This window comes from Edwardsiella sp. EA181011, assembly GCF_000800725.1.
Taxonomy (GTDB): domain Bacteria; phylum Pseudomonadota; class Gammaproteobacteria; order Enterobacterales; family Enterobacteriaceae; genus Edwardsiella; species Edwardsiella anguillarum.
Map to the genome: position 1 here is coordinate 1,918,152 of NZ_CP011364.1, position 23,532 is coordinate 1,941,683.

The 23,532-nt window shown below is 64.3% G+C and carries 21 protein-coding genes, 1 pseudogene and 1 riboswitch; of the genes and pseudogenes, 16 read left to right on the plus strand and 6 right to left on the minus strand.

The features are described from left to right. Positions 1-15: 15 nt before the first annotated feature. Positions 16-1,482: a C69 family dipeptidase gene (locus QY76_RS08535; RefSeq protein WP_045424257.1), complete on the minus strand. Its 1,467-nt coding sequence runs from the start codon at positions 1,480-1,482 to the stop codon at positions 16-18. Positions 1,483-1,776: 294 nt separating this feature from the next. On the opposite strand from QY76_RS08535, the gene QY76_RS08540 reads away from it, so the two are divergent. The 8 genes from QY76_RS08540 to QY76_RS08575 all read left to right on the plus strand — a co-directional run bounded on the left by QY76_RS08540 (position 1,777) and on the right by QY76_RS08575 (position 10,554). Continuing rightward, on the plus strand, positions 1,777-2,280 hold the full coding sequence (locus QY76_RS08540) for a DUF1097 domain-containing protein (protein ID WP_034162607.1): 504 nt from the start codon (positions 1,777-1,779) through the stop codon (positions 2,278-2,280). A 140-nt stretch (positions 2,281-2,420) separates the two neighbouring features. Continuing rightward, positions 2,421-3,749 (plus strand): isochorismate synthase MenF, encoded by a 1,329-nt coding sequence (menF, locus tag QY76_RS08545; protein WP_034162606.1) that lies wholly within the window; start codon positions 2,421-2,423, stop codon positions 3,747-3,749. 240 nt (positions 3,750-3,989) lie between these two features. Next, positions 3,990-5,669: a 2-succinyl-5-enolpyruvyl-6-hydroxy-3-cyclohexene-1-carboxylic-acid synthase gene (gene menD, locus QY76_RS08550; protein WP_034162605.1), complete on the plus strand. Its 1,680-nt coding sequence runs from the start codon at positions 3,990-3,992 to the stop codon at positions 5,667-5,669. Then, positions 5,666-6,439, plus strand: coding sequence for a 2-succinyl-6-hydroxy-2,4-cyclohexadiene-1-carboxylate synthase (gene menH, locus QY76_RS08555; RefSeq protein ID WP_045424267.1), 774 nt, complete (start codon positions 5,666-5,668; stop codon positions 6,437-6,439). The genes menD and menH overlap by 4 nt, the downstream gene beginning before the upstream one ends. A gap of 50 nt (positions 6,440-6,489) precedes the next feature. Next, positions 6,490-7,347 (plus strand): 1,4-dihydroxy-2-naphthoyl-CoA synthase, encoded by an 858-nt coding sequence (gene menB, locus QY76_RS08560; RefSeq protein ID WP_034162603.1) that lies wholly within the window; start codon positions 6,490-6,492, stop codon positions 7,345-7,347. Next, on the plus strand, positions 7,347-8,318 hold the full coding sequence (menC, locus tag QY76_RS08565; RefSeq protein ID WP_034162602.1) for an o-succinylbenzoate synthase: 972 nt from the start codon (positions 7,347-7,349) through the stop codon (positions 8,316-8,318). Before menB ends, menC begins: the two co-directional genes overlap by 1 nt. Next, entirely contained in the window at positions 8,306-9,700 is a 1,395-nt protein-coding gene (gene menE, locus QY76_RS08570; RefSeq protein ID WP_034162601.1) for an o-succinylbenzoate--CoA ligase, read from the plus strand. The genes menC and menE overlap by 13 nt, the downstream gene beginning before the upstream one ends. Before the next feature lie 299 nt (positions 9,701-9,999). After that, a complete protein-coding gene (locus tag QY76_RS08575) occupies positions 10,000-10,554 on the plus strand; it encodes a YfaZ family outer membrane protein (RefSeq protein ID WP_034162600.1) in 555 nt (184 codons plus the stop codon). A gap of 91 nt (positions 10,555-10,645) precedes the next feature. On the opposite strand, the gene trpS is transcribed toward QY76_RS08575, so the two are convergent. Beyond that, positions 10,646-11,677 carry a tryptophan--tRNA ligase gene (gene trpS, locus QY76_RS08580; RefSeq protein WP_045424270.1) on the minus strand — a complete coding sequence of 344 codons (1,032 nt, stop codon included), beginning with the start codon at positions 11,675-11,677 and terminating at the stop codon, positions 10,646-10,648. A gap of 181 nt (positions 11,678-11,858) precedes the next feature. Then, complete coding sequence (gene tyrP / locus QY76_RS08585) at positions 11,859-13,076, minus strand: tyrosine transporter TyrP (RefSeq protein WP_034162599.1); 1,218 nt, start codon at positions 13,074-13,076, stop codon at positions 11,859-11,861. Positions 13,077-13,289: 213 nt separating this feature from the next. Between tyrP and QY76_RS08590 the strand changes: the two genes are divergently transcribed. Further along, a complete protein-coding gene (locus QY76_RS08590; RefSeq protein ID WP_045424273.1) occupies positions 13,290-14,492 on the plus strand; it encodes a nicotinamide mononucleotide deamidase-related protein YfaY in 1,203 nt (400 codons plus the stop codon). An 18-nt stretch (positions 14,493-14,510) separates the two neighbouring features. Here the strand turns inward: QY76_RS08590 and yvcK are convergent, their stop codons facing one another. Beyond that, positions 14,511-15,419: a uridine diphosphate-N-acetylglucosamine-binding protein YvcK gene (gene yvcK / locus QY76_RS08595; RefSeq protein WP_045424276.1), complete on the minus strand. Its 909-nt coding sequence runs from the start codon at positions 15,417-15,419 to the stop codon at positions 14,511-14,513. Positions 15,420-15,732: 313 nt separating this feature from the next. After that, a riboswitch (molybdenum cofactor riboswitch) is annotated at positions 15,733-15,875 on the plus strand. Here yvcK and moaA point away from each other — a divergent pair. The 7 genes and pseudogenes from moaA (at position 15,866) to ydeP (ending at position 22,046) form a co-directional block, all read left to right on the plus strand. Continuing rightward, positions 15,866-16,851 (plus strand): annotated as a pseudogene (gene moaA, locus QY76_RS08600) (GTP 3',8-cyclase MoaA). (Overlaps the previous riboswitch by 10 nt.) 38 nt (positions 16,852-16,889) lie before the next feature. After that, positions 16,890-17,375 (plus strand): cyclic pyranopterin monophosphate synthase MoaC, encoded by a 486-nt coding sequence (gene moaC / locus QY76_RS08605; RefSeq protein WP_034162595.1) that lies wholly within the window; start codon positions 16,890-16,892, stop codon positions 17,373-17,375. After that, the gene (gene moaD, locus QY76_RS08610) at positions 17,372-17,614 is read left to right on the plus strand and encodes a molybdopterin synthase sulfur carrier subunit (protein ID WP_034162594.1); all 243 of its coding nucleotides are present in this window, start codon (positions 17,372-17,374) and stop codon (positions 17,612-17,614) included. The genes moaC and moaD overlap by 4 nt, the downstream gene beginning before the upstream one ends. Position 17,615: 1 nt before the next feature. Further along, positions 17,616-18,068, plus strand: coding sequence for a molybdopterin synthase catalytic subunit MoaE (gene moaE, locus QY76_RS08615; RefSeq protein ID WP_034162593.1), 453 nt, complete (start codon positions 17,616-17,618; stop codon positions 18,066-18,068). A 93-nt stretch (positions 18,069-18,161) separates the two neighbouring features. Next, entirely contained in the window at positions 18,162-18,743 is a 582-nt protein-coding gene (locus QY76_RS08620; RefSeq protein ID WP_034162592.1) for a flavodoxin family protein, read from the plus strand. 166 nt (positions 18,744-18,909) lie between these two features. Next, positions 18,910-19,620: a Bax inhibitor-1/YccA family protein gene (locus tag QY76_RS08625; protein ID WP_012849172.1), complete on the plus strand. Its 711-nt coding sequence runs from the start codon at positions 18,910-18,912 to the stop codon at positions 19,618-19,620. Between the two features lie 146 nt (positions 19,621-19,766). Then, positions 19,767-22,046: an acid resistance putative oxidoreductase YdeP gene (gene ydeP / locus QY76_RS08630; RefSeq protein ID WP_045424279.1), complete on the plus strand. Its 2,280-nt coding sequence runs from the start codon at positions 19,767-19,769 to the stop codon at positions 22,044-22,046. Between the two features lie 26 nt (positions 22,047-22,072). Here ydeP and yfaE read toward each other — a convergent pair whose 3' ends face one another. Together yfaE and nrdB are read right to left on the minus strand one after the other, a co-directional pair. Next, positions 22,073-22,381, minus strand: a complete 309-nt coding sequence (gene yfaE / locus QY76_RS08635; RefSeq protein ID WP_045424283.1) for a class I ribonucleotide reductase maintenance protein YfaE — start codon at positions 22,379-22,381, stop codon at positions 22,073-22,075. Beyond that, positions 22,381-23,511: a class Ia ribonucleoside-diphosphate reductase subunit beta gene (gene nrdB / locus QY76_RS08640; RefSeq protein WP_034162590.1), complete on the minus strand. Its 1,131-nt coding sequence runs from the start codon at positions 23,509-23,511 to the stop codon at positions 22,381-22,383. Before nrdB ends, yfaE begins: the two co-directional genes overlap by 1 nt. Positions 23,512-23,532 lie beyond the last annotated feature (21 nt).

Genomic DNA, 23,532 nt, shown 5'->3' on the forward strand with positions numbered 1-23,532 from the left:
GGCCAGCGCCTGGCGTTATGCCCCTTCGAAGTGATACTTCATGTCGGTGGCATGGGTCATTTTGGTCACGACCTGACGGGTCAGCTGATCGGTCAGCTTCAGTGCGTCCTGCATGGTCTGATCCTCAAACTGTTGCAGCAGCTGCTGGGCCTTCTTCGGCTGAGACTTATAGAGCGTCAGGTATTCTTGCTCCATGCTCTGCTGACGCTGGGCCGTCTGCTGCTCGAATTGATGGTAGGCGCGCTGTACGTCAGGCGCATAGGCGTTGTAATCCTGCATGACCAGGGTTTGCAGCGTGCGGAACTTCCAGTTGACGGAGTCATCGCTGGCCTGATCGCTCCCCTTGTCGTAGCCCGGCAAATAGTGCTCGATGCCCTGATAATAGGGCACATAGACACTCAGCGCGGACATCCCGAAGGCGACGTATTCCACTTCGCCGATCGCTTTGGGTAAGTTCGGACGAACCTGCAGGATGTGCGACTCCTGGGTGCGGAATACGGAGATCGGGCGGTAAGGCTCTTTCGGGTTGTTGTTGGCATAGGGGTCGTGCGCGGTTCCCTGATAATGGTTACGCAGCGCCTGCTCTACGTCGGCAATGCTGATTTTCTTGGCCGGGGTGAGGAAGACCGGGAAGTTTTTACCGTCGGTGATGGTGGTCTTCAGCTGCGGGTTGAACATGTGCTGCAGCGTCCAGACGCGCGGATAGTTATAGGTCACATCGTTTTCGACGTCCTGAGAATAGGCTTTGTGGAAGTCGAAGGCGCCGTCTTTCGGGCTGTACAGGCCATGCTGTTCGGCAAAGCTGATCAGGGTCGGGGAGCCCAGGTAGTTTGCGGTGTCTTTCGGATCATACTGACGCAGACGGCCCTGATTGGCGGAGACCAGGTATTTGTCCGCCGGCAGGCGGGTTGCCATCCACTGGTGGCCGCTGCCGGTCTCCAGATACCACAGATCGTGCTGGTCGACGAAGGCGACGCCAAAGCCTTCACCGGCGCCCTGCTGTTCGATGATCTTGCCCAGCAGCTCAACGCCCTCACGCGCGCTGTGAATACGCGGCAACACCACGGTCTGGATAGCGTCTTCCGTGATCCCGGTTTTCTCTACATAGGGATCGGCCTTCAGCGCCGGCTGCCCGTTGTAGATGGTTTCGGTCGCGGTCATTCCGACGCCGGCGGAGTTGAAGCCGGCCTCACCCATTGATTTATCCTGGGTATCAAAATCGTGAATGGCGGTGTAGCGCAGCGCCTCTTTCGGCAGCGGATAGGTAAAGTCATTGCCGTGGGATTTAAACACCCCGTGCTGATTATGGGCCGCCGGGTGGATGACCATATGTTTGGCATTATTGGCTGAGTAGTCTTCATTTCGCGCTGCGATAAAAGAACCATCGGTCGTGGCCTGATTGCCCACCAGTATCGTCGTACAGGCCATGGCCTGACCAACGCACAGCGTAGCGATCGCTGCCGCAAGCAGAGTGGTTTTCATAATTGACTCCAATCGTTATAAGTATTGTTTCGTAAATCTTCTTCACAGTAGATCGCGTTAGCGCCAGTTACAAACCCTGCTAATAAAAAGCGCGTTACCTTTTGTAAGCGGAAATGACCACGGCGCCCGTCGAGCATAACGAATCGAACAAACCGCATAAAACCGGCAAAAAGTGTGATTAATATCACTTTGTGATGTAATAGTCACAAGATCATCAAATGACGGCGTGATGTCTATCAATGAATATTGCCCATTCGCCGCTACACTACGCTTTTTGTATCAGGAGAGCCTGCGATGCCCGTCTTACTTGCCATTGCCTTAACCACTGGGATTCTGTCGGCCGTGTGGGGATGGGTCGCCATCAGCCTCGGGCTATCGGTCTGGGCCGGTTTCCTGGGCTGTACCGCGTACTTCGCCTGTCCGCAGGGGGGGCTGAAAGGGCTGGGCATCTCACTGTGCACCCTGTGCAGCGGCGTGTTCTGGGCGGAGATCATCATCAACGGCAGCGCGCTGCAGCCGCACATGGCGCTGCTGGGGTATGGGCTGACCGGCGCGGTGGCCTTTCTGATGTGCGTTCAGGCCTGTCAGCGCTGGCTCTCCTTTGTTCCGGGGACCTTTATCGGCTGCTGCGCCACCTTCGCCGCCGGCGGTGACTGGCGCCTGGTGATACCGTCACTGCTGCTGGGGCTGCTGTTTGGCTATGGGATGAAGAACAGCGGCCTGTGGCTGGCTGCTCGCCGGCGCCGCAGCGTGCCGTTACCGGACGACGCGCGCACCGACGGCGCAGGGGTTCGCTAAATCGGGGACGTCTCGCTGGCGGCTTTTTCAACGATTGTCCGCCAGTGAGAGCGATATCACCTTCATCCGCTTTTTTTCTCTTTAATCCCCCGTATAATTCACCACTCTCCTAACCGCTGTTATCCCCGACCGAGGTTGTCGTGCACCATTTTACCGCTCTGATACAACGCATTGTCCCCCAGCTACATAAAGCGGCCCAGCAGGGTCCGGGACTGGTCAGAGTGGCGCTGCCCTTTGCGGCGCATGATAGCGATTCGATGCTGGCGTGGTTGGCGACCCAGCCGCTGTATCCGCAGTTTTACTGGCGCCACCGCAGCGATGAGGAAGAGGCCGCGGTGTGTGGGGCGCTGCAGGTGTTTCGCGATGCCGAGCAGGCGCAGGCGTTTATTCGGCGACACCGCCAGCCGGATCTGCGGATCTGGGGGCTGAATGCCTTCGATCGCGTGACGCTGGAGGGCTATGGTGAGGTGGAGAGCCTGCTGTTTTTGCCGCGTCTGGCGCTGCTGCGCCGCGGCGATCGGGCCGAGCTGGTGGTATACCTGTACAGCGAGACGTCGCTGCAGGCGGATCTGCCGCGGGCGTTGAGCGATCTGGCCGCGCTGCTGCCGCCGCAGCCGCTGGGTGCCCTACAGGCCCAGGTACTGAGCGCCGCGCACCAGCCCGATCACGACGCCTGGTGCGCGCTGCTGACCCAGGCGCTGGCGGCGATCGCCCGCAATGAATTTGCCAAGGTGGTGATGGCGCGCTGTACCACCCTGACCCTCAGTGAGCCACTGCGCGCGGCGCAGTTTCTGGCCGCCAGCCGGGCGGTCAACCACCGCTGCTACCACTTTATGCTGGCGTTGGCGCCGCACCGCGCATTTTTGGGATCGTCGCCGGAGCGGCTGTACCGCCGCATCGGGGTGCAGCTGGAGACCGAAGCGCTGGCCGGTACCGTCGCCCGCGGCGGAAACGAGGCGCAGCGCCGGGACAACGCGGCCTGGCTGATGCAGGATGGCAAGAATCAGCATGAAAACCTGCTGGTGGTCGACGATATCTGTCAGCGCCTGCGCAGCGGTGCGGGCGCGCCGACTCTAGAGGTGATGGCGGCGGAGATCGTGGCGCTGCGTAAGGTTCAGCATCTGCGGCGCACCATTCATGTTACGTTGAATCAGCAGGATGACGCCGAATGCCTGCGGCGCCTGCAGCCGACGGCGGCGGTGGCCGGCCTGCCGCGTGAGCCCGCACGCTATTTTATTATGCGCGATGAACCCTTTGCGCGCGGCTGGTACGCGGGATCCGCAGGCTACCTTTCGCTGGCCCAGGCCGAGTTTGCGGTTGCGCTGCGCTCGGCGCTGATCGAAGACGATCGCATCCATCTGTACGCCGGCGCCGGCATCGTGGCGGGCTCGGATCCGCAGCAGGAGTGGTTGGAGATTGAGAATAAGGCAGCCGGTCTGCGCACGCTGCTGGAGGGGGAGAGCCTGTAGCCCCCGGGGGCGAAAGCTGCGATCGGGGCGACACATGCGCAGCACACAGATTGTGATATGGGGGAGTCTGGTGTACCATGTTGGTCATATTTTACATTTGATTCTCTTTTAAATCATGGTCTTACATTGTGCCTCTGCGTGAGGCGCGCTGTATGCCAACGCGTGCGTCAGGGAAGCCGCTGCCAGCCTGTTCGCTGCAGCCGTAGGACGCGCAATCCGCTAAGTCACTGTTGAGTCGCCATGTCATCTATTCTGTTTAACCGTCGCTGGGCCTCGGTGCTGCTTGAAGCGTTGACCCGTCACGGCGTACGTCATGTCTGTATCGCTCCCGGTTCCCGCTCTACGCCGCTAACGATGGCGGCGGCGGCCCATCCCCGCCTGCATAGCCATACCCATTTCGACGAGCGCGGCCTAGGGCATTTGGCGCTGGGGCTGGCCAAGGTCAGCGGCCAGCCGGTGGCGGTGATCGTCACGTCGGGAACGGCCGTCGCCAATCTCTACCCGGCGCTGATCGAGGCCGGGCTGACCGGTGAGCGGCTGATCCTGCTGACCGCCGACCGCCCGCCGGAGCTGATCGACTGCGGTGCCAACCAGGCGATCCGCCAGCAGAACATGTTCGCCTCCCACCCGACGGAAACCCTCAATCTTCCCCGGCCTACGCCGGACATCTCCGCCGCCTGGCTGGTTTCCAGCGTCGATAGCGCCATGGCCCGCCTCGACCACGGTGCGCTGCACATCAACTGCCCCTTCGCAGAGCCGCTGTACGGCGAGGATGACGACGGGCAGCAGGGATGGTCTGCGGCGCTGGGCAGCTGGTGGCAGGGCGAGACGCCCTGGCTGCAGGAGAGCACCCCCTATGCGGGCGCGGTGCGTGCAGAGGCGGATTGGGCGCAGTGGCGTCGCCGCCGCGGGGTGGTGCTGATTGGCCGCGTGGATGCCGAGGCGGGCCGCCAGGCGGCTGCCTGGGGAGAGATGCTGGGCTGGCCGGTGCTGGGGGATGTGCTGTCGCAAAGTGGCCAGCCGCTGCCCTGCGCCGATCTGTGGCTGCCCCACGCGGAGGCGCGCCGCCTGCTGGCGCAGGCCGAGATCGTCGTGCAGTTTGGTGCCAGCCTGACCGGGAAGCGCCTGCTGCAGTGGCAGGCGGCCTGCAAACCGCAGCGCTACTGGTTGATCGATCCGCTGCCGGGACGGCTGGATCCCGCCTGTCACCGCGGTCGTCGTTTGGTGGCGCCGGTGCAGGCATGGCTACAGGCTCACCCGGCGCAGCCCGCTGCGCCCTGGGCGCCCGGGCTGAAGGCGTTGGCCGAGCGGGCAGCCCAGTGCGTTGAGCAAACGCTGCAGGCGTCGTTTGGCGAGGCGCAGGTGGCGCACCGGCTGGCGCAGCTGCTGCCGCTGCGGGGACAGCTGTTTGTCGGCAATAGCCTGATCGTGCGTCTGGTCGATGCGTTGGGGCAGCTGCCCGCGGGCTACCCGGTATACAGCAACCGCGGCGCCAGCGGTATCGATGGCCTGGTCTCAACCATTGCCGGGGTACAGCGCGGCAGCGGGCTGCCGACGCTGGCGATCCTGGGCGATCTGTCGGCGCTGTACGATATTAACGGCCTGGCGCTGCTGCGCCAGGTGACGGCGCCGACGGTGGTGATCGTGGTGAACAACAACGGCGGGCAGATTTTCTCCATGCTGCCGACGCCGCCGGCGGAGCGCGAACGCTTTTACCTGATGCCGCAGAATGTGGATTTCCGCCACGCGGCGGCGCTGTTTGATTTGACCTACGCCTGCCCGACGGACTGGGCGGCGCTGAGCGACGCGGTCTCCCAGGGCTGGCGGCGCAGCGGGACGACGCTGATCGAACTGCGGGTGCCCGGCACGGCGGGCGCGGAGGCACTGCAGCAGCTGCTGGGTAAGGTGGCCGCGCTGTGATCCTGGCCTATCGCCGCCTGGCGGCCGCGTCTCCCGGTGCACCGACCCTGGTATGGCTGCATGGCTTTCTCGGCAATCACCGTGAGTGGCTGGCGCAGGCGCAGGCATTGCTGCAGTATGCGCATGTGCTGATCGATCTGCCGGGGCACGGTGACTCGGCAGCGCTGACGGTGGACGACTTTGCCCAGAGCGATGCCGCGCTGCGCGATACGCTGCGCGCCGCCGGGGTGACGTCCTATGGGCTGATCGGCTATTCGCTGGGCGGTCGCCTGGCGATGTATCATGGCTGCCAGGGCGCGCCCGGGCTATGGGCGCTGGCGGTCGAGGGGGGAAACCCCGGACTGGAGACGGCCGCGGAGCGCCAGGCTCGGTGGGCGCACGACGGCCGCTGGGCCGAGCGCCTGCGCAGCGAGCCGCTGGCGCAGGTGCTGGATGACTGGTATCGACAGCCGGTGTTCGCCGATCTGAATGCGGCGGCGCGGGCCGCCCTGGTGGCGCTGCGCGCCGGACAGTCCGGCGCGGCGCTGGCGCAGATGCTGCAGGCGACCTCGCTGGGTGTCCAGCCGCCGCTGGGCGCGGCGCTGGCGGCGCTGACCTGTCCTTTATGCTATTTATGCGGTGAGCAGGACACCAAGTTTCGCGCGCTGGCCGGGCGCTGGCGGCTGGCGGTACGTCTGATCGACGGCGCCGGCCACAACGCCCACCGCGCCAACCCACGGGCGTTTCGCGACGCGCTGGGGACCTTTTTAACGACATCAACTCCCGGCTGACGCGCCAGACGCGCCGCCGGGTCGGCACCCTTATTAACAGGAAACGTATTATGCTGTATCCAAGCGAACAAGAGCTGTACGCCCCGATCGCATGGCAGGACTGCAGCGGCGACTTTGAGGATATCCTCTATCACAAGTCCGCCGACGGTATTGCTAAAATCACCATCAACCGCCCGCAGGTACGTAACGCATTTCGCCCGCTGACGGTGAAAGAGATGCTGCAGGCGCTGGCCGACGCGCGCTATGACGACGGCATCGGGGTGATCGTGCTGACTGGCGCCGGTGATAAGGCGTTCTGCGCCGGCGGTGACCAGAAGATCCGCGGTGACTACGGCGGCTACCGCGATGACAGCGGCGTGCATCATCTCAATGTCCTCGACTTCCAGCGTCAGATCCGCACCTGTCCGAAGCCGGTGGTGGCGATGGTTGCCGGCTATGCGGTCGGCGGCGGTCACGTCCTGCATATGATGTGCGATCTGACCATCGCGGCGCAGAATGCCCAGTTCGGCCAGACCGGCCCGAAGGTTGGCTCCTTCGACGGCGGCTGGGGTGCCTCTTACATGGCGCGCATCGTCGGCCAGAAGAAGGCCCGCGAGATTTGGTTCCTGTGCCGGATGTATGACGCACAGCAGGCGCTGGACATGGGGCTGGTCAACACCGTGGTGCCGCTGGATGAGCTGGAGCGTGAGACCGTACGCTGGTGCCGTGAGATGCTGCGCAATAGCCCGATGGCGCTGCGCTGCCTGAAGGCGGCACTCAACGCGGACTGCGACGGCCAGGCCGGTCTGCAGGAGCTGGCGGGGAATGCCACCATGCTGTTCTACATGACGGAAGAGGGGCAGGAAGGGCGTAACGCGTTTAATGAAAAGCGTCAGCCGGACTTTTCCAAGTTTAAGCGGAATCCGTAATGCGTCAGGCCACGCTGTACCGCTACCGTCTGCCGGTGGACGCCGGCGTCGCGCTGCGTAACCAGCGGTTGAAAAGCCGCGATGGGCTACTGGTGCGACTGCGCGAGGACGGGCGCGAAGGGTGGGGCGAGATAGCCCCGTTACCGGAATTTAGCCGTGAAACGCTGCCCGAGGCTCAGGAGGCGGCGTGCCGCCTGCTGGCGGAGTGGCAGGCGGGCGCGGTGCCGGCGGAGAGCCCGCTGCCGTCGGTTGCCTTTGGCCTGAGCTGTGCGCTGGCGGAGCTTTCTGGCGCGCTGCCGCAGGCGGCCAACTACCGCTCGGCCACGCTGTGCAACGGCGACCCCGATGCGCTGTTTCAGGCGCTGCAGTCGATCCCCGGCGAAAAAGTGGCCAAGGTGAAGGTCGGACTGTATGAAGCGGTACGCGATGGGATGATCGTCAACCTGCTGCTGGAGGCGCTGCCGGATCTGCATCTGCGTCTGGATGCCAACCGTAGCTGGACCCGGGCCAAGGCGGATGGCTTTGCCAAATATGTCAATCCGGCCTGGCGCGATCGCATTCTGTTCCTGGAAGAGCCGTGTAAGACCCGCGATGAGTCGCGCGCCTTTGCCCGCGACACCGGGATCGCCATCGCCTGGGATGAGAGCGTGCGCGATGCGGACTTTCGCGTCGAGGCGGAGCCGGGCGTGGCGGCCATCGTCATCAAGCCGACCCTGACCGGCAGCCTGCAGCGCTGCCAGCAGCTGGTGGCGCAGGCGCACCGGGCGGGCCTGAGCGCGGTGATCAGCTCCAGCATTGAATCCAGCCTGGGGCTGAGCCAGCTGGCGCGCATGGCGGCCTGGCTGACGCCGGGCACGCCGCCGGGTCTGGATACCCTGACGCTGATGCAGGCGCAGCTGCTGCGGGCCTGGCCGGCGTGTACGCTGCCGCTGTGGGGTGAGGATGCGCTGGACGTGGTATGGCAGGCCTGAGCGGCGTTGACGACTGGCCCTGGCGTCACTGGGCGCGTCTGCGTCCGGCTGACGTCGCGCTGCGCAGCGACGGCGAGGCGATTGACTGGCGGACGCTGGCGCAGCGTATTGATGGGCTGGCCGGCGGATTCAGTGCACAGGGCGTCGCCTCCGAGGCCGTCGTTGCCCTGCGGGCGAAGAATGGGCCCGAGATGCTGTATGCCTATCTGGCGCTGCTGCAGCTGGGCGCCCGGGTGCTGCCGCTGAATCCACAGCTGCCCGCCGCGCTGCTCGGCGTCCTGCTGCCGCGGCTCAACGTGGCCTTTGCGCTGGACCTAGCGCCCGGGTCTGCGTTGAGCTGGTCCGAGGGGATTCCGCCGCTGCATTTGCGTTCGGGGTCGGCCGCGGCGTCTGCCCCATGGGCGCCCCGGCGCCAGGCGACGCTGACGCTGACCTCGGGCTCCAGCGGGCTGCCCAAGGCGGCGGTGCATACGGCGGCCGCGCATCTGGCCTCGGCCCGGGGCGTGCTCTCCCTGATACCGCTGACGGCGCAGGATACCTGGCTGCTGTCGCTGCCGCTGTACCATGTCTCTGGACAGGGGATCGTCTGGCGCTGGCTGCTCGCCGGCGCTCGCCTGGCGCTGCGTGCGATGCACCCGCTGGAGCGGGCGCTGGACGGCTGTAGCCATGCGTCGCTGGTGCCGACCCAGCTGTGGCGTCTGCTGCAGTCGCCGCAGCCGGTGGCCCTGCGCGACGTTTTGCTGGGAGGGGCGATGATCCCGCTGGCGCTGACCCAGGCGGCGGAGGCGCGCGGTATTCGCTGCTGGTGCGGCTATGGTCTGACGGAGATGGCTTCAACGGTGTGCGCCAAGCGTGCGGATGCCCTGCCGGGCGTGGGGACGACGCTGCCGCAGCGTGAGGTTTGCCTGGCGGCGGACGGCGAAGTCCTGCTGCGCGGCGACAGCATGGCCTGCGGTTACTGGCGGGATGGCCGCCTGCACCCGCTGCTGGGTGACGACGGCTGGTTCCATACCCGCGATCGCGGGGCGTGGGCGTCCGGCGAGCTGCGCATACTGGGGCGGCTGGATAACCAGTTTTTCAGCGGGGGCGAGGGGATCCAGCCGGAGGATATCGAGCGTATTCTGCAGCAGCATCCGGCGGTTTCTCAGGCCTTTATCGTGCCGGTGGATGACGCCGAGTTTGGCCAGCGTCCGCTGGCGGTGGTGGAGTGCAGCGTGGCGACGGCGTCGCTGGCCGCCTGGCTGGAAAACCGGGTAGCGCGCTTTCAGCGTCCGGTGGCCTGGCTTCTGCTGCCCGAAACGCTGAAAAGCGGCGGGATTAAAATCGCTCGCCGTCAGGTGCAGCAGTGGGCCGTGCAGGCCTACCGCGCGCAGGGGCTCTGACCTGACGGTACCCGGTGCCGCCGGCTCGCCGTACGGCGACGTCGGGATAATCTTAAATAATGCGCCCGGACTGGCAACGAGGCGCTTTTTTTATTCTGTTTCTCCGGACTTCCCGCTATGCTAACGCCCTCGGGGCGCTCTGCGCCACGCCTCCCGCCGCCGTTCTTACGTGGAGCGGGGCGGTGAGCCGATGACCCCGCTGGGCGGGCGGATGCCGGAGGCGCATTTTTCACCGGCGGAGCGATGGACGTCGGGAAAATGTTGGAGCACATTTTTTAATGTTTGATAAGGAAAATTCAATGAAGAAGTCGTTTTACTGCCTGGTAGCCGGCAGCGCGCTACTGCTGAGCGGGGCGGCTCAGGCGATCAGTCTGAACGGACAGGCCGGTAAGGATTTTACCAATCTTGAGGTCGGTCTGGGGACCGGGTCGTCAGGCCTGTACTCCACCCTGAACTGGGCACACAGCGATAACGACGGTGATATCGTTGGCCTGGGACTGGGGTTGGGCGTCCCCCTGGGTTCCGCCATTATTTCCGTGGGCGGTAAGGCCATGTATATGAATCCGAAGCACAGCGGCGGCGGCAGCGATGACTATGCCGTGGCGATCGGCGGCGGGGTTAACCTGCCGCTGGGGCAAAGCTTCGCGCTGTACGGCTCGGCCTACTATGCGCCGGACTCCCTCTCCAGCGGGATCAAGGACTACACGGAGGCCACCGGTGGGGTGCGCTGGAACGTGATGCGTCCGCTGAGCGTGGACGTCGGCTATCGCTACATTAACCTGGCCGGCAAAAACGGCCACCGCGATAACGCGATCGCCGATGGCCCCTACGTTGGCGTCGGTCTCAGCTTCTGACGATCGGTGCGGCGGCGCAGATGCGCCGCCTGCTTTTCCCGCGCCTCCCTTTTCGTCGCCGCCCCCACTCTCCCTTTTTTCCTATTCTGGCTCAGTACATCAGCGGCAGCCCCAGTCCCCGTTTGATCGCCATCAGCGTTTGCTGGCTAACTTCGCGCGCCCGTTCGCTGCCCGCCTGCAGGATCTGCAGCAGCTGGGCGCGATCCGCCAACAGCTCGGCGCGCCGCTGCCGGATCGGCACCAGCAGGGTCTGCAGACACGCCTCTAGCTCGCGTTTACACTGGCTGTCACCGAGGCCGCCGCGGCGGTAGTGCGCCTTCATCTCGGCCACCCGTTCGGCGCAGGGATGAAAGGCGTCGAGATAGGTGAAGACGACGTTGCCCTCGACCCGTCCCGGATCGCTGACCCGCAGATGGGCGGGATCGGTGTACATGGCGTGAACCGCCGCCCGGATCTGCGCGGGATCGGCGCTGAGCGGCAGGGCATTACCCAGGGATTTGGACATCTTGGCGTTGCCGTCGATGCCCGGCAGCCGGCCTACCTGGCTGAGAATCGCCTGGCAGGGACGTAGCACCGGCTGCGGCAGCAGGGCGTTCATCCGCTGGACGATCTCGTTGGTTTGCTCCAGCATCGGTAGCTGATCGTCGCCGACCGGGATGCGATCGGCGCAGAACGCGGTGATATCGGCGGCCTGACTTATCGGATAGAGCAGAAAACCGGCCGGCAGCGCGTTGGCAAAGCCCTTCTGGGCAATTTCGTTTTTTACCGTGGGGTTCCGCGCCACGCGCGCCACGCTGACGATATTCATGTATAGCATCGTCAGCTCCGCTAGCGCGGGCAGCGCTGACTGCAGGCACAGCGTAGCCCGCCGGGGATCGAGACCGACCGCCAGGTAGTCCGCCATCACCTGTAGAATGTTGTCCGCCACCTTTTGCGGGCGGCTGCCGTTATCGGTCAGCCCCTGCAGATCGGCGATCATCACATACAGCGGGAAGCGCTGCTGCAGCGCCAGACGCTGGCGCAGGGAGCCGACGTAGTGGCCGAGATGCAGCGGGCCGGTGGGGCGATCGCCGCTCAGGCAGATGTGCTGTTCAACGTCGTTGGGGGAAGAAAGGTGTTGCATGGTCGCTCTCCGTTAATCGATAGCTGCGCCGGAGTGCGTCCATAGAAAACATCAAGCCGCCTTCCGGCGGCTTGGTCACTGAAATTAGAAGTACACAGTATCGGGCCGCCGCAGTAAACGGCGCCACCAGCGAAGGGGGGCAGACGGGACAGTGTGCTTTTCATCGCTTCACCATACTGCCTTATCCCACCTCTGGCAAGAGCCCGGCCGCGATCGACAGCTGTATGGCGATCACCGCGACGCCGCACAGCAGCACCAGCCACAGCAGCGGACGGCCGCCGGCGACTCGGTAGCCGTTGGGCAGCCCGCCGTGGCGACGGCGGGTCTGCCATACCAGTAGCGCCGGCAGCAGCAGCGCCAGCACCGCCAGCGCGATGGCGGCGTAGCCCAGCGCCATGACGAACCCCTGTGGATAGAACAGGGCAAAGGCCAGGGGCGGAATAAAGGTCAGAATGCCGGTCTGCAGTCGCCCAGAGGCGTTACGGCGGCGCTGGAACAGATCGCCCAGATAGTCAAACAGTCCCAGCGATACGCCGAGAAACGAGGTCGCCAGCGCCAGATCGGCGAACAGATGCACCGCCAGCTCGACGTGAGGCGTCGCCACCACGGCGCGCACCGCCTGCAGCAGTCCGTTCAGCCCGGCGTGGGTCGCCAGCAGGCCGAGAAAGGTGTGGTTACTGATGGCGCCCAGGGTGGCCAGCTGCCAGAAAATGTAGGCCAGCAGTGGAATGGCGCTGCCGGTAATAAAGATGAGCCGCAGGCGGCGCATATCGCCTTTCATGTAGCTGACGATGCTCGGCACGCTGCCGTGGAACCCAAAGGAGGTAAAAATGACCGGAATGGCCGACAACGCCAGCCCTTTTTCCAGCGGCAGGCTGAGCAGGTTGGTGCGCTGAATATGGGGCATCATCAGCGCCAGCATCACGACTAGCAGCACGATTTTGGCGCTGAACAGCAGGCGGTTGAACAGATCGACCGAATGGGTACCGACGCTGACAATCGTGCCGCCGACCAGCGTAAACAGCAGTACGCCGAGGGTCGGCGAGACCGACAGCGACAGCCACTGCCCCAGGCTGGCGGCCAGCAGCTCACCGGCGCCGCTGATATAGGCCGCGGTGAGCGCGTACATGAGGAACAGCATGCTGATACCGGCCAGCCATTGGCCGGGTCGTCCCAGATAGCGGCGGGCCAGGGTGCCCAGCCCCTCATCGGCCGGGGCATGCTGATAGACTTCGACCATCAGCAGGGCCGTATAGCACATCAGCGCCCACAGCGCGATCAGCATCACCAGCGTGGTGCTAAAGCCGACGCCGGCGGCGGCCAGCGGCATCGCCAGCATCCCTGCGCCAATGGTGGTTCCTGCCACGATAAAAATACTGCCAATTGTACGATTTCTCACGCTTTCCTCTGCTTTACTGCTCCAGGGAGTTATTTCATGGCAGCGTACGGGAAAAAATCACCTTCGTCAAACTGGCGTTACATTATATGTAATTATTTGTTTACACAAAAAGGGCGCCGTCGGCGCCGGATCGCCCGCGGTGGCGCGGCGGGAGATCTTGTGCATCGGCCGGACACTTCCTAAAGTGGGGGAGGGTCTAAAACGGAGTGAACCATGTTACGAGTTGAGATGTTGAGCAGCGGCGATGAGGTGCTGCACGGTCATATCCTGGATAGCAACGCGGCCTGGCTGGGGCGCTGGCTGTTTGAGCGCGGCGCGCCGCTGTGCGGCCGCGCGACGGTGGGCGATGAGATCGCGGCGCTGTGTGCGGCGATAGAGGGCGCCGCTCGCCGCGCCGATGTGCTGATCGTCAACGGCGGGCTGGGGCCGACCCGTGACGATCTCAGCGCGCAGGCGGCGGCTCAGGCGCTGGGTGTGGCGCTGGAGGAGAACGACGCCTGGATGGCGCGGATGCAGGCGTGGTTCGCCCAGCGCGGACGGAGTATGCCCCCCAGCAACCGCAAGCAGGCCTGGCTGCCGGCTGGAGCCGAAGTGCTGGATAACCCGATCGGCACCGCCTGCGGCTTTGCGGTTACGTTGCATAAGTGTATTGTTTTCTTTACGCCTGGCGTGCCCAGCGAGTTTATGATGATGGTCGAGCAGCAGATCCTGCCGCGTCTGCGGCAGCGTTTTCGTCTGCTGCCGCCGCCGCTGTGTCTGCGGCTGAGCACCTTTGGTCGCACCGAGAGCGGTCTGGCTGAACAGCTGGATACGCTGGCGCTGCCGCCCGGCTGTACGCTGGGCTACCGTTCCGCGTCACCGATCATCGAGCTGAAGCTAACCGGTCCCGCCGGGCAGGCGGCGGCGATGGAGGCGGCCTGGGCCCGGATCCGCGCCGCGGTAGCGGAGAACCTGCTGTTTGACGGATGTGACGGCGTCGCCGCGCGTGCCGCCGCCGCGCTGCGACGCGCGGGTGTCACTCTGGCGCTGAGCGAACAGTTCAGCGCCGGGCTGATCCACTGTTGGCTGCGGGCGGCGGATGCGCCGCTGGCGAACGGCGAGCTGCTGGCGCATGAGGGGCACCCGACGCTGGAGCAGGTGATGGGCCGGGCGCGGATGCTCTCCGCCGGTCGCGCGGGGGCGCTGACGCTGGCCAGCGGTGAACTGCTGGAGGATACCCTGACGCTGGCGCTGCATACTCCGCGGAGAAGCTTTGGCCAGACGCTGTGCTTTCCCTCCGCCCGCCACAGCCAGACGCTGCGTCGGGAGGCGTGCGCGACGCTGGCGCTGGATATGCTGTGCCGCTATCTGGACGGGCGCTCGCCCTTTGGGCGCTACGAGTGGCCGCGCTGTTTGGAACGGCGGGAGGAGGCCTAGAGTGTGCAGGGATGCCGCCTAGCCGAGCCGCTGCAGCACCTGCTCTATCGCCGCGCGCAGCTGCGCCCGATCGTGGCGGTAGGTAATGTCGTCGGCGGCCAGCGTTCCCTGTACGATGGTGACGCCTGCGCCGAGGCCGCCGATCTCGGTTTGCGGACCGACGATCGCGGCGTCGATGTGGCGCCCGCCCATGGCATCGCTCAGGCGTCGCAGCTTTTCTGGCAGCCGCAGCGCGCTGGCCGGGCTATGTTCACGGGCCAGGTTGCCTATATAGACCAGCGGCGCCCCGGTGCGCCGCAGCGCCTGGCTGAGATCGTCGACCAGCAGGATGGGCATCAGGCTGGTGAAGTAGCTGCCGGGGCCCAGCAGGATAAGGTCGGCGCGGCCAATGGCCTCAATCGCCTCGCGGGTTGCGCAGACGGAGGGGGAGAGCATCAGCTGGCGCGGCATCTGCTGCAGCCTATCGATATCGACCTCGCCGTGGATACGGCTGCCGTCCTCGGCGATGGCGCAGAGGTCGGTCGGCTGTTCGGACATGGGGATCAGCTGGGCGTCCACCTTCAGCAGGCTGCGGATCAGGTTAATCGCCTCCAGCGGCCGCACGCTCAGGTGATCTAGCGCCTTGAGCATCAGGTTGCCCAGATTGTGCCCCGCCAGCTCACCGCTGCCGTTAAAGCGGTATTCAAACATGGCCGAGGCGACGCTGGGTTCGGTGATCAGTTGGTTCAGACAGTTGCGCAGATCGCCCCAGGCGATGCCGCCTTCGGCGCGCCGGATGCGCCCGGTCGAGCCGCCGTTATCGGTGGTGGTGACGATGCCGGTCAGCCGCGGGCCAAGGGCGCAGAGTGCCGACATGACGCGGCCCAGCCCATGGCCGCCGCCGAGGGCGACCACACAGTCCAAATCAGCCAGGGTGCGGTTTCGCATAGGGTTCCTTTTCGGGCGCGGTGAGGGCGCCTACGATAGCGGATCGGCGCGAAAAAGGCGAAGCCGCACGGCGGTTGCGTGACATGTATCAATTGCAACCGGCGTGATTTTGGTTACTATGAAAACTAAGCTACTGAGATATAAGCGTTATATTTTTAATTATATAACGCTTGGCCACTGCAGAGAGTCGCGCTGCATCGGTCCGTTGACCGTCGCGTCTTTTTTGCCCCGGAGTGCGTCTGCGCCGTCCGAGGCAAAGAAGAGGTTTCAGCAACAGCCCGCTATGGCCTGCGGCAGTGCGCCGCCCGCCGCGGGTATTTTTGAACTCCGAGCCTTGATGCCTAAGTGTGCGCTCCCGCGCAGATAAGGTTTCTTGGCCGTGGCTTCGCGCCACCAGGGTGTCAGGTAGAAATGCCGGCGCCTCCCGACTTGGAAAGGTGTTTATCGTGTCCCAGTTAACCGACGCATTCGCGCGCACGTTCTATTATCTGCGCCTGTCAGTCACCGATGTGTGCAACTTTCGTTGCACCTACTGCCTGCCGGACGGCTATCGTCCAGATAGCCACGGCGCCAAGCGCTTCTTGTCGCGCGATGAGATCCGCCGTATCAGCCATGCCTTTGCCGCGCTGGGCACCGAAAAGGTGCGTCTGACGGGGGGGAGCCGACCCTGCGCCGCGACTTTTGTGATATCGTCGCCGCCGTACGTGAGAATCCCGCCATCCGTACGCTGGCGGTGACCACTAACGGCTACCGTATGGCGCGCGACGTCGGCGCCTGGCGCGATGCGGGGCTGACGGCGATCAACGTCAGCGTGGACAGCCTGGATGCCCGCCAGTTTCACGTCATTACCGGCGAGGATCGCTTCGCGCAGGTGATGGCGGGGATCGATGCGGCCTTTGACGCCGGCTTCGAGCGAATCAAGGTCAATACCGTGCTGATGCGCGGCGTCAACGACGGCAGCCTGCAGGCCTTTTTGCACTGGATCCGCCGCCGGCCGATTCAGATGCGTTTTATCGAGCTGATGGAGACCGGCGACGGCAGCGAACTGTTTCGCCGCCATCACGTGTCCGGCTCGACGATCCGCGCCCAGCTGCTGGCGGCGGGCTGGCAGCGTCGGCTGCCGGGGCGCAGCGACGGTCCGGCGCAGGTCTTCTGGCATCCCGATTATCTGGGCGAAGTCGGTCTGATCATGCCCTATGAGAAGAACTTTTGCGCCAGCTGTAACCGCCTGCGGGTGTCCGCCGTGGGCAACCTGCATCTGTGCTTGTTCGGCGAGCAGGGGATCGCCCTGCGCGATCTGCTGCAGGAGGATGCGCAGCAGGCCGCGCTGCAGGCGCGCATCGCCGCGGCCCTGCGCCATAAGCGGGAGAGCCACTTCCTGCATCAGGGCGACAGCGGCCATACCCAGAACCTTTCTTTCATCGGCGGCTAGTCCGCCGGGTAGACCCACCTTTTATACAGCGAAGAACGATGAGCCAGTTAACCCATATTAATGCGGCCGGCGAGGCGCACATGGTTGACGTTTCCGCCAAGGCGGAGACGGTACGTGAGGCGCGCGCCGAGGCCTATGTCACTATGCGCCAGGAGACCCTGGCGATGATCATCGACGGTAAGCACCCCAAGGGGGATGTGTTTGCTACCGCCCGCATCGCCGGTATCCAGGCCGCCAAGAGCACCTGGCAGCTGATCCCGCTGTGTCACCCGCTGCTGCTGAGCAAGGTTGAGGTGACGCTGAGCATCGAGCCGGCCCACAGTCGGGTACGCATCGAGACCTGCTGCCGTCTGTGCGGCAAGACCGGGGTGGAGATGGAGGCGCTGAGCGCCGCCTCGGTGGCCGCGCTGACCATCTATGACATGTGCAAAGCGGTGCAGAAAGACATGGTGATCGGCCCGGTGCGCCTGCTGGCCAAAAGCGGCGGCAAGTCCGGGGATTTTCACGCGGGGGAGGTACAATGATCCAGGTGCGTTTTTTTGCCCAGGTGCGCGAGCTGACCGGCTGCGCCGAGTTGGCCTGTGAGTCCTGTCGGGATGTCGAGACGCTGCGCGCCGCGCTGGCGCAGCGCGGCGATAAATGGGCGCTGGCGCTGGAGCCGGGCAAGCTGCTGGTCGCCGTGAATCAGACCATGGCGCCCTTCGACCACCCGCTGCAGGAGGGTGACGAGGTAGCCTTTTTCCCACCGGTGACCGGAGGCTGACATGCAGGATACCCAGATCGTCGTCAGCGCCGCCCCTTTTTCCGTTGCCGAACAGTATCAGTGGCTGGCGCAGCGGAATGAGGACGGGGCGGTAGTGACCTTCAGCGGCAAGGTACGCAACCATAACCTGGGCGATGACGTCAGCGCGCTGACCCTGGAGCACTATCCGGGCATGACGGAGAAGGCGCTGGAGGAGATAGTCGCGCTGGCGCGCCGCCGTTGGCCGCTGGGGCGCGTCGCGGTGTATCACCGCGTCGGACCGATGCTCCCCGGTGAGGAGATCGTGTTTGTCGGGGTGACCAGCGCACACCGTGGCATGGCCTTTGAGGCGGCGGAGTTCATCATGGACTACCTGAAGACCCGCGCCCCTTTCTGGAAGCGGGAGACCTCGGAGGGGGCCGATCGCTGGGTCGATGCCCGCGACAGCGATCGCCAGGCGGCCGAGCGCTGGTAGCGCCGATACGCAGCGAATGCCGCCGACGTGGATTTCTCGCCGGAGCTGGCCTATAACTGTTGTGATTATCCGTGGATAAAAGGAGTCGGGATCATGGCAGTCATCGTTATTGTGTATCACAGCGGCTATGGACACACCGCGCGCGCGGCAGAGGCCGTGGCACAGGGGGCCCGCGCCGTCGCCGGCGCGCAGGTCAGCCTGCTGCCCATCGACAGCGAGGGCAATCTCCCCGCCCAGGGCTGGGAGCAGCTGGCGGGCGCGGATGCCATCATCATGGGCTCGCCGACCTATATGGGCGGCCCCTCCTGGCAGTTCAAAAAATTCGCCGACGCCTCCTCCAAGCCCTGGTTCAGCCAGAGCTGGAAGGATAAGCTGTTTGCCGGCTTCACCAACTCGGCCAGTATGAACGGCGATAAGCTCTCCACCCTCGATTATCTGTTTCACCTGTCTCAGCAGCACGGCGGGCTGTGGGTGGGAATGGGGATGCTGCCGTCCAACGGCAAGGCGGCCCAGCGTAATGATGTGAACTACATCGCCGGGTTTTCCGGCCTGATGACCGTGTCGCCCTCCGACGCCACTCCGGATGAGGCCCCGCTGCCGGGCGATCTGGAGACAGCGCGCCGCTTCGGCGCCCGGGTCGCCGCGGTGGCCCTGCGCTGGCATACACCGGCGTAAGCCCCGCTGTACGCCGCCGGCGTCGCGATGCGTCGGCGAGCGGCATAATTGTTTGAGCGAGATCGCATTTTTTTATGTTAGGCTTAAGTGAGTGACATAGCACTCATCCGCCCGCGGTGTCTATGGCCCGCGGGCACGTTTTTTTCGCATTATGAAGGGTCATTCCATGGATCGTTATCCACGTACAAACGGCACCCTGGCAGCGCGCGCAGGCAGCGGCATTCAGGCCTATATGGCCCAGGTGTATGGCTGGATGTGCTGCGGTCTGCTGCTGACGGCGCTGGTTGCCTGGTATGCCGCGCGGACACCGGCGGTGCTTAACCTGATCTTCGCCAACAAGATGGTCTTTTTCGGGCTGATCATCGTTCAGCTAGGGGTGGTGTTCGTCCTGTCCGGGATGGTCAACCGCCTGAGCGGCGCCGCCGCGACCTCGCTGTTTATGCTCTACTCCCTGTTGACCGGGCTGACGCTGTCCAGCATTTTCATCGTCTATACCTATAGCTCCATCGCCAGCACCTTCGTGGTGAGCGCCGGTATGTTCGGCGCCATGAGCCTGTATGGCTATACCACCAAGCGCGATCTGAGCGGCATGGGATCGATGCTGTTTATGGCCCTGATCGGCCTGGTGCTGGCCTCGCTGGTCAACATCTGGCTGAAGAGCAGCGCGCTGACCTGGATCGTGACCTACGCCGGGGTGCTGATTTTCGTCGGGCTGACCGCCTATGATACCCAGAAGCTGAGAGTGATGGGTGAGCAGCTCTCCGCCGACGATCGCGACGGCTTCCGCCGCTATGCGATCATGGGCGCGCTGACGCTGTATCTGGACTTTATCAACCTGTTCCTGATGCTGCTGCGCATCTTCGGCGATCGCCGCTAGCCCTGCGCTGTCGAGGCGTTAAATCCAGCGACTCATACCGGCCCTTTGCGGCCGGTATGGCTTTTTGTGCCATGATACCCCGGCGCGCTGCCGGATAGCCCGACTTGGCTATACTTATAGCCTCTCTGAGTAAAGTCGAGGCTGTCATGAAACCCAAAGTAGAAACGTACAGCGCCGCCGCCGGTGGGTGGGGCGCGGTGAAGGCCGTAGCGGATGCGCTGCGTCGCCAGATGGATCTGCGCCGGGAGGCGATTGCGCTGTTTGACATGAATAAGCCAGACGGCTTTGACTGTCCGGGATGTGCCTGGCCCGATCCCAAGCACAGCGCCTCGTTCGACGCCTGTGAAAACGGGGCGAAGGCACTGGCCTGGGAGGCGACCGCGAAGCGGCTAGACGCCGGCTTTTTTGCCGCCCATACGGTGCAGACGCTGCTGAGCTGGGGCGATCATGAACTGGAGGCGGCGGGCCGCCTGACCCTACCGCTGAAGTACGATGCCGCCAGCGACCGTTACCGGCCGCTGAGCTGGCAGCAGGCGTTCGAGGAGATCGGCGCCCACCTGCAAGGCTATCGCAACCCGAATCAGGTCGAATTCTATACCTCGGGCCGCACCTCCAACGAGGCGGCCTTCCTCTACCAGCTGTTCGCCCGCGAGTACGGCAGCAATAACTTTCCCGACTGCTCCAATATGTGCCATGAGCCGACCAGCGTCGGGCTCGCGGCCAGCATCGGCGTGGGGAAAGGCACCGTTCTGCTGGAGGACTTTGACCAGTGCGATCTGGTGATTTGCATCGGCCACAACCCCGGTACCAACCATCCGCGGATGCTGACCTCGCTGCGCGCGCTGGTGAAGCGCGGGGCGAAGATGATCGCCATCAATCCGTTACAGGAGCGCGGGCTGGAGCGTTTTACCGCGCCGCAGAACCCGCTGGAGATGCTGACCAATCGTGAGACGTCGCTGGCCAGCGCCTATTATCATGTGCGTATCGGCGGCGATACCGCGCTGCTGAAGGGGATGATGCGCCTGCTGATCGAGCGCGATGAGGCGGCGCGGGCCGCCGGGCAGCCGCCGCTGCTGGACGATGCCTTTATCGCAGAGCACACCCGCGGCTATGCTGCGCTGCGCAGCGATGTGCTCAACGCCCGCTGGCAGGATATTGAACGGATCTCCGGCCTGAGCCAGGCTCAGCTGGCCGAACTGACGGACGCCTACGTGGCCGCCGAGCGCACCATTATCTGCTATGGCATGGGGATCACCCAGCATCAGCACGGCACCCAGAACGTACAGCAGCTGGTGAATCTGTTGCTGCTGAAGGGCAATATCGGTCGCCCGGGCGCCGGTATCTGCCCGCTGCGCGGCCATTCGAATGTGCAGGGCGATCGCACCGTCGGCATCACTGAAAAACCATCGGCCGAGTTTCTGGCGCGGCTGGGCGACTACTTTGGTTTTACTCCGCCTTCGGCCCCCGGCCACGCGGCGGTAGCCAGCATGCAGGCCATCTGCGACGGCAGCGCGCGGGCGCTTATCTGTCTGGGCGGGAACTTCGCGCTGGCGATGCCGGACAGGCAGGCAAGCGCCGTGCCGCTCACTCAGCTGGATCTGGCGGTGCACATCGCGACCAAGCTGAACCGTTCGCACCTGTTGACCGCGCGTCACAGCTACATTCTGCCGGTGCTGGGGCGCAGCGAGATCGATATGCAGCAGAGCGGGGCGCAGGCGATTACCGTAGAGGACTCCATGTCGATGGTACACGCCTCCCGCGGGGTATTGACGCCCGCCAGCGACCAGCTGCTATCGGAGTGTGCGGTGGTGGCTGGGATCGCCCGGGCGGCGCTGCCGCACAGCGTCGTGGCGTGGGAGGCGCTGATCGCCGACTACGACCGCATTCGTGCCGCCATCGAGGCCGTTCTCCCTGCGTTTGCGGATGTGAATCAGCGCATCCGCCAGCCCGGCGGCTTCCACCTGGTCAACGCGGCGGCCGAGCGGCGCTGGCTGACGTCCTCGGGCAAGGCCAGCTTTATTCCCTGCGCGGGGCTGCTGGAGGATCCCGAATCGGCCTTTAACAGCGAGCTGGTGCTGGCGACGGTGCGCAGTCACGATCAGTACAATACCACGCTGTACGGCATGGATGATCGCTATCGCGGGGTGTTTGGTCAGCGTGACGTGGTGTTTATCAGCGCGGCGCAGGCGCAGCGCTGCGGGGTCGGCGATGGGGAGCGGGTCAACCTGATCGCCCTGACGCCGGACGGCAAGCGCAGCGGGCGTCGCATGGATGCGCTGCGGGTGGTGATTTACCCGATGGCCGATCGCTCGCTGGTGACCTACTTTCCGGAGTCAAACCATATGCTGACGCTGGACAATCACGATCCGGCCAGCGGTATTCCCGCCTACAAGAGCATTCCGGTGGTGCTGGAGCGAGCGGGGTAGGGCGGACGCGCGGCGAGCCGGGCGCCCTAGAGATCGAGCTCGATGTCCTGCTGCACGATACAGCAGCAGGGCAGGATCTCGTCCGGCTGCAGAAAGGCCAGCGGCGCCTGACGGTAGCTGACTCGCCCGCGCAGCAGGCGGCAGCGGCAGGCGCCGCAGAAGCCGGAGCGACACTGGTATTCGACCGCCACCTGCTGCTGCTCTAGGGTTGCGAGCAGCGTCCGATCGGGGCGGTGCTCCAGCTGACGCGCGCTGCGCGCCAGTCGGATACGGTAGCGCGGGGCATCCGGGCTTTCCGTCGCCGCGGCGGCGACGGCTTTAGCGGTGCGCGTCATCAGAGCTGGAAGCCGCTCAGATCGTCGGCGTTGACCTCGGCGTCGATCTGGCCGACCAGATAGGAGCTCACCTCGACCTCCTGCGGGGCCACCTGCACGTTGTCGGAGACCAGCCAGGCGTTGATCCACGGGATCGGGTTGGAGCGGGTCTCAAACGGCAGCGACAGTCCGACGGCCTGCATGCGAATGTTGGTGATGTACTCCACGTACTGGCACAGAATATCCCGGTTGAGGCCGATCATCGAGCCGTCGCGGAACAGGTAACCGGCCCACTCCTTCTCCTGCTGGGCAGCCTGTACGAACAGGTCATAGCACTGATCTTCGCATTCGGCGGCGATCTCGGCCATTTCCGGGTCGTCTTGCCCGGAGCGCATCAGGTTGAGGATATGCTGGGTACCGGTCAGGTGCAGGGCCTCGTCGCGGGCGATCAGGCGGATGATCTTGGCATTGCCCTCCATCAGCTCGCGCTCGGCGAAGGCAAACGAGCAGGCGAAGCTGACATAGAAGCGGATCGCCTCCAGCGCGTTGACGCTCATCAGACACAGGTAGAGCTTTTTCTTCAGCTCACGCAGGCTGACGGTCACCGGCTTGCCATTGATCTGGTGCGTTCCTTCCCCCAGCAGATGATAGTAGCCGGTGGTTTCGATCAGGTCGTCATAATAGGCGGAGATGTCGCGCGCGCGCTTGAGGATCTCCTCATTGCTGACGATATCATCGAACACCAGCGACGGATCGGTGACGATATTGCGGATGATATGGGTATAGGAGCGAGAGTGAATGGTCTCGGAGAAGGACCAGGTCTCGACCCAGGTCTCCAGCTCCGGAATGGAGATCAGCGGCAGCAGGGCGACGTTGGGGCTGCGGCCCTGAATGGAATCCAGCAGGGTCTGGTACTTCAGGTTGCTGATAAAGATATGCTTTTCATGATCGGGCAGCGCCTGATAGTCGATGCGATCGCGCGAGACATCCACCTCTTCCGGGCGCCAGAAGAAGGAGAGCTGCTTTTCGATCAGCTTTTCAAAGATTTCATGCTTCTGTTGATCATAGCGGGCAACGTTAACCGGCTGACCAAAGAACATCGGTTCGAGCAGTTGGTCGTTTTTTTTCTGAGAGAAGATGGTGTAGGCCATGACCCTAATCCTGTTGTGCCC

Coding starts and splice junctions, on each gene's coding strand:
- QY76_RS08535 (WP_045424257.1), bottom strand. CDS start 1,482: ATGAAAACCACTCTGCTTGCGGCAGCGATCGCTACGCTGTGCGTTGGT.
- moaD (WP_034162594.1), top strand. CDS start 17,372: ATGATCCAGGTGCGTTTTTTTGCCCAGGTGCGCGAGCTGACCGGCTGC.
- QY76_RS08620 (WP_034162592.1), top strand. CDS start 18,162: ATGGCAGTCATCGTTATTGTGTATCACAGCGGCTATGGACACACCGCG.
- menB (WP_034162603.1), top strand. CDS start 6,490: ATGCTGTATCCAAGCGAACAAGAGCTGTACGCCCCGATCGCATGGCAG.
- trpS (WP_045424270.1), bottom strand. CDS start 11,677: ATGCAACACCTTTCTTCCCCCAACGACGTTGAACAGCACATCTGCCTG.
- QY76_RS08590 (WP_045424273.1), top strand. CDS start 13,290: ATGTTACGAGTTGAGATGTTGAGCAGCGGCGATGAGGTGCTGCACGGT.
- nrdB (WP_034162590.1), bottom strand. CDS start 23,511: ATGGCCTACACCATCTTCTCTCAGAAAAAAAACGACCAACTGCTCGAA.
- yvcK (WP_045424276.1), bottom strand. CDS start 15,419: ATGCGAAACCGCACCCTGGCTGATTTGGACTGTGTGGTCGCCCTCGGC.
- yfaE (WP_045424283.1), bottom strand. CDS start 22,381: ATGACGCGCACCGCTAAAGCCGTCGCCGCCGCGGCGACGGAAAGCCCG.
- ydeP (WP_045424279.1), top strand. CDS start 19,767: ATGAAACCCAAAGTAGAAACGTACAGCGCCGCCGCCGGTGGGTGGGGC.
- moaE (WP_034162593.1), top strand. CDS start 17,616: ATGCAGGATACCCAGATCGTCGTCAGCGCCGCCCCTTTTTCCGTTGCC.
- menC (WP_034162602.1), top strand. CDS start 7,347: ATGCGTCAGGCCACGCTGTACCGCTACCGTCTGCCGGTGGACGCCGGC.
- QY76_RS08575 (WP_034162600.1), top strand. CDS start 10,000: ATGAAGAAGTCGTTTTACTGCCTGGTAGCCGGCAGCGCGCTACTGCTG.
- QY76_RS08625 (WP_012849172.1), top strand. CDS start 18,910: ATGGATCGTTATCCACGTACAAACGGCACCCTGGCAGCGCGCGCAGGC.
- menE (WP_034162601.1), top strand. CDS start 8,306: ATGGCAGGCCTGAGCGGCGTTGACGACTGGCCCTGGCGTCACTGGGCG.
- moaC (WP_034162595.1), top strand. CDS start 16,890: ATGAGCCAGTTAACCCATATTAATGCGGCCGGCGAGGCGCACATGGTT.
- QY76_RS08540 (WP_034162607.1), top strand. CDS start 1,777: ATGCCCGTCTTACTTGCCATTGCCTTAACCACTGGGATTCTGTCGGCC.
- menD (WP_034162605.1), top strand. CDS start 3,990: ATGTCATCTATTCTGTTTAACCGTCGCTGGGCCTCGGTGCTGCTTGAA.